The sequence below is a fragment of the uncultured Thiocystis sp. genome, from assembly GCF_903866365.1.
Taxonomy (GTDB): Bacteria; Pseudomonadota; Gammaproteobacteria; order Chromatiales; family Chromatiaceae; genus Chromatium.
Window position 1 is genome coordinate 1 of record NZ_CAIPNF010000370.1, and the last position, 3,800, is coordinate 3,800.

5 protein-coding genes and 1 pseudogene are annotated in these 3,800 nt (G+C 63.7%); 3 read left to right on the plus strand and 3 right to left on the minus strand.

What is annotated here, in order from left to right:
* From QZY07_RS20835 to QZY07_RS20845, 3 genes and pseudogenes are all read right to left on the minus strand, one after another.
* Window positions 1–242, minus strand: a pseudogene (locus QZY07_RS20835) (hypothetical protein); the annotation flags it as partial.
* Window positions 243–291: 49 nt separating this feature from the next.
* Entirely contained in the window at window positions 292–474 is a 183-nt protein-coding gene (locus tag QZY07_RS20840) for a hypothetical protein (RefSeq protein ID WP_295406857.1), read from the minus strand.
* Window positions 475–626: 152 nt separating this feature from the next.
* Window positions 627–815, minus strand: a complete 189-nt coding sequence (locus QZY07_RS20845; protein WP_295406860.1) for a hypothetical protein — start codon at window positions 813–815, stop codon at window positions 627–629.
* Window positions 816–1,222: 407 nt separating this feature from the next.
* On the opposite strand from QZY07_RS20845, the gene QZY07_RS20850 reads away from it, so the two are divergent.
* From QZY07_RS20850 to QZY07_RS20860, 3 genes are read left to right on the plus strand one after another with little or no spacing between them, the layout of a single operon-like run.
* Window positions 1,223–2,419 carry an RtcB family protein gene (locus QZY07_RS20850; protein ID WP_295406863.1) on the plus strand — a complete coding sequence of 399 codons (1,197 nt, stop codon included), beginning with the start codon at window positions 1,223–1,225 and terminating at the stop codon, window positions 2,417–2,419.
* 46 nt (window positions 2,420–2,465) lie between these two features.
* On the plus strand, window positions 2,466–2,906 hold the full coding sequence (locus QZY07_RS20855) for an AAA family ATPase (RefSeq protein WP_295406865.1): 441 nt from the start codon (window positions 2,466–2,468) through the stop codon (window positions 2,904–2,906).
* Window positions 2,896–3,681, plus strand: coding sequence for a tRNA(His) guanylyltransferase Thg1 family protein (locus QZY07_RS20860; protein ID WP_295406868.1), 786 nt, complete (start codon window positions 2,896–2,898; stop codon window positions 3,679–3,681). Before QZY07_RS20855 ends, QZY07_RS20860 begins: the two co-directional genes overlap by 11 nt.
* Window positions 3,682–3,800 lie beyond the last annotated feature (119 nt).

A 3,800-nucleotide genomic window follows, 5' to 3' on the forward strand; every position in this document is an offset into this window, starting at 1 on the left:
GCAGGCTGGGTCAGCCAGGCGAAGAGGGCGCGGTCGAGGGCTTGGCGCAGGCGATCCCGCGCGGTTTGACGCTCCGTGCCCGGCGATAGACGCAGCAGGTCATCCCATTCATTCAGTGCCCGCCAGAGGTCGCGTTGGATGTCGCGCTTAAGCGGGCGCGGCTGGGCCAGGTCGAAGCAGGCTGGGTAGCGCGCGGGCAGATCGAGCGGTGGCGTTGGAGGGTCGGGGTTCGGGTCGGTCATGGCGTCAGAATATGCGTTGCGTAGAGGGGATGTGGGCGATACGGGCGGCTCAGGTGTGCATGCCCACCCCGAACAGCGCCGTCATGATCGCAAAGAAAATCGTCCCGAGGATGCTCAGGATGATGACGGCCGGAATCGAGGCGATGGCGACCTTGACCAGGAAGACCACCATGGACCAGAACGGCATCTGGATGTCGACGACGGTGACTTGCGTGTTCGGTTCGGTGGGCATCGTGTGGAATCCTGGGGGAGAGGTCGGAAACGGTTTCGGTGTGCTCCATCCTGAACACACGGGCGGCGCGTTTCAAGTCCAAGCGAGCGGGCTGGAAGTGGGCGGTCAGCCGATGCCTGCTGCCGCAGTCTCCGTCAAGGGCGCACGTCGAGTCAGCGCCACACATCCACGTCCTGCACCTGGAGATGCACGGAGAAACTCCGCTGTCCTTCGAGACAGTGCGGAAAACGCAGATCGCCTTGGTCGCCGAGGTCGACTCTGCAACCGGGCGTCCCTTCGGCTCGGACCAGCAGCGAAAAATCCAATTGCCATGGACACAGCCAGAGCGTAGGATTTCGCACACGTATCAGCATCGAATGCAAACGGACTGACGACGTTCCATCCGATTCGGAATCCGCCATGGGCCAATCGATCCTCACCGCCACGTCGCCACCGAACGCCTCCCGCGCTCGGCCGGTCGTGTGCGCGTGCGTGATCGGTCGCCGCGCTCGATGCCTCTCGGCCCCGAAACGCCACCCCAATCCAGGGTGCGCGCCATCCATCCGCGCCGAGCTTGGCAATCGCCACGTCGGCACAGCGACGGTTCGTACCACCTGATCGCCTGACCGGTTTGTCCCCGTCAGTCGATCTGGCGGGGAACGTCAAGACCGGACATCCACAGCGATCTTCCCGGTTCACCTCCCCGCTCTTTGTTGGCTCGGCCGCTGTTGGTCGCGCCGAAACGCGCCACTGTGCGCCGGGAGGAATTATGCCGATCAAGCAAGTGATCACCGAGGGCGAGCGGCCGGTCAAGGTCTGGACCGACGACCTCGATCCGCGCTCGCGCGAACAATTGACCAATCTCTCCAAGCTGCCCTTCATCCATCATCATGTCGCCGCCATGCCCGATGTGCATGCCGGGATTGGCGCCACGATTGGCAGCGTCATTGCCACGCATCAGGCGATCATCCCCGCCGCCGTCGGGGTCGACATCGGCTGCGGCATGGCCGCCGCGCGCACTTCGCTGACCGCCGAGCAGATCGATGAGCGCGTGCTTAAACAGGTCTTCGACCAGATCAGCCGCGATGTCCCGGTGGGGCGCGCCCAGCACAAAGACGAGCGCGCCTTGAGCGAGGCCGCCGTGCCGTTCGCCGCGCCGCTCACGGCGATGACCGACCGACACCCGCAATTGCTCAAGGCGTTCGGGCGTTTCTCCAACTGGGTGAATCAGATGGGTACCCTGGGCGGGGGCAACCACTTCATCGAGGTCTGTCTGGATGAAGCCGGCCAGGTGTGGGTGATGCTGCACTCGGGCAGCCGGGGCATCGGCAACGCCATCGGCACCTATTTCATCGAGCTGGCCCGGCGCGACATGGAACGCTGGTTTATCCAGCTCCCCGACCGCGATCTGGCCTATTTCCCGGAGGGCAGCGAACACTTTGACGATTACGTCACCGCCGTCTCCTGGGCGCAAGCCTATGCCCGCGAGAACCGCGACCAGATGATGACGTTGGTGCTCGCCGCGCTGGCCCGCCATCTCCCGGCCTTTGAAGTGACGACGGAAGTGGTCAACTGCCATCACAACTATGTCGAGCGCGAACACCACTTCAGCGCCAATGTCTGGGTGACCCGCAAGGGCGCGATCCGGGCACGCGCCGGCGATCTGGGCATCATCCCCGGCAGTATGGGCGCGCGCAGCTACATCGTGCGCGGTCTGGGCAACCCGGACAGCTTCTGTTCCTGTGCCCACGGTGCCGGGCGGCGCATGAGCCGCACCGCCGCCGAGAAGCAGTTCACCGAGGCGGACCTCGCGGCGCAAACCGAGGGGGTGATCTGTCGTAAGGACAAGGGTGTGCTCGACGAGATCCCAGGCGCCTACAAGGACATCGATCAGGTCATGGCCAATCAGGCCGATCTGGTCGAGGTGGTGCATACCCTCAAGCAGGTGGTGTGCGTGAAGGGCTGACGGTGGGCCATGCGCAGGTCGCGCAAGTCTGGGAGGCGAGATGGAGATGGTGGTGTTTTCGGGCATTCAGGCCAGCGGGAAATCGACCCTGTTCAGGCAGCGGTTCGTCGAGACGCATCTGCGCATCAATTTGGACATGCTCCGCACCCGACATCGTGAACGGCTGCTCGTCGATGCCTGTTTACGGGCCAAGCAGCCGTTCGTGGTGGAGAACACCAATCTGACCCCGGTCGAGCGCGCTCGCTATCTGGAGCCCGCGCGCGCCGCGCGCTTTCGGATGGTTGGCTATCGTTTTCAAATCGATCTGGAGACCGCATTGCAGCGCAATGCCCGGCGCGGGGGCCACCCTCCGGTTCCCGACCAAGCCGTTCGGGCCGCGCAGCGGCAACGGGTGCCGCCGACCTGGGCCGAGGGCTTCGACGCCCTGTTCGATGTCTGGAGCGAAGCGGGGAACTTCCGCATCGTGGAGGTAGCGCATGCGGAGTGATGACTTGGAGGCGCGGATGCGTCGTTACGAGACCGCCTTGGATCACCCGATTCCGCCGGGCTTTCAGATCGTTGCGCGTCTCGATGGACGCAGCTTCACCCATTTGACCAAGGAAGTCTGCCGCTTCGATTCGCCCTTCGATGTCCGTTTTCACCATCTGATGGCCGAAACCTGCCGGCATCTGATGACGTGCGGCTTCAATGTGCGACTGGCTTACAGCGAAAGCGATGAAATCTCCCTGCTGATCCATCCACTGGAAGCGGTGTTTGGACGCAAGCCGCGCAAATGGATGTCGATCCTGGCCGCTGAAGCGAGCGCGGCCTTCTCGCTGGCCTTGGGACAGACCGCCGCATTCGATGGCCGACTCTCGGTGTTGCCGGGCGAAGAGCAGGTCGTCGACTACTTCCGTTGGCGGATGAACGACGCCGCCCGCTGCTGCCTCAACGGGCATGCCTATTGGCTGCTGCGACGCCAAGGCTTGGGCACCCGGGCCGCGTCCGAGCGCTTGCGCGGCATGGAGCGGTCCGACAAGCACGAGTGGCTGTTTCAGCAGGGACTCAATTTCGACGCCCTGCCGACGTGGCAGAAGCGCGGGTTCGGGGTCTATTGGTCGACCCGCGAGATCGCGGGCGTCAACCCGCTCACCGGCGAAGTCAGTCAGACCCAGCGGCGCGTCTTGCACCTCGATCAGGATCTGCCCTGGAAAGAGGAGTATGCCGCGGGCATTCGCCGACTTCTCGCCGGCGCGTCTTTTACGCAGGGCGAGCGCGTTTAAACATTCCGTTTTTCGGGTAGTTGACGGATGCTAGCGAGAAACGACGATTGGAGTTTCTCATGTCAGCAAGCATTCTTGAGCATTTCACCTCCTTGGAAGATCCTCGGATCGAGCGTCGA

Bases quoted from the DNA above. Each gene is read 5' to 3' on its own strand.
- QZY07_RS20860 (WP_295406868.1), top strand. From the start codon at position 2,896: ATGCGGAGTGATGACTTGGAGGCGCGGATGCGTCGTTACGAGACCGCC.
- QZY07_RS20840 (WP_295406857.1), bottom strand. From the start codon at position 474: ATGCCCACCGAACCGAACACGCAAGTCACCGTCGTCGACATCCAGATG.
- QZY07_RS20850 (WP_295406863.1), top strand. From the start codon at position 1,223: ATGCCGATCAAGCAAGTGATCACCGAGGGCGAGCGGCCGGTCAAGGTC.
- QZY07_RS20855 (WP_295406865.1), top strand. From the start codon at position 2,466: ATGGTGGTGTTTTCGGGCATTCAGGCCAGCGGGAAATCGACCCTGTTC.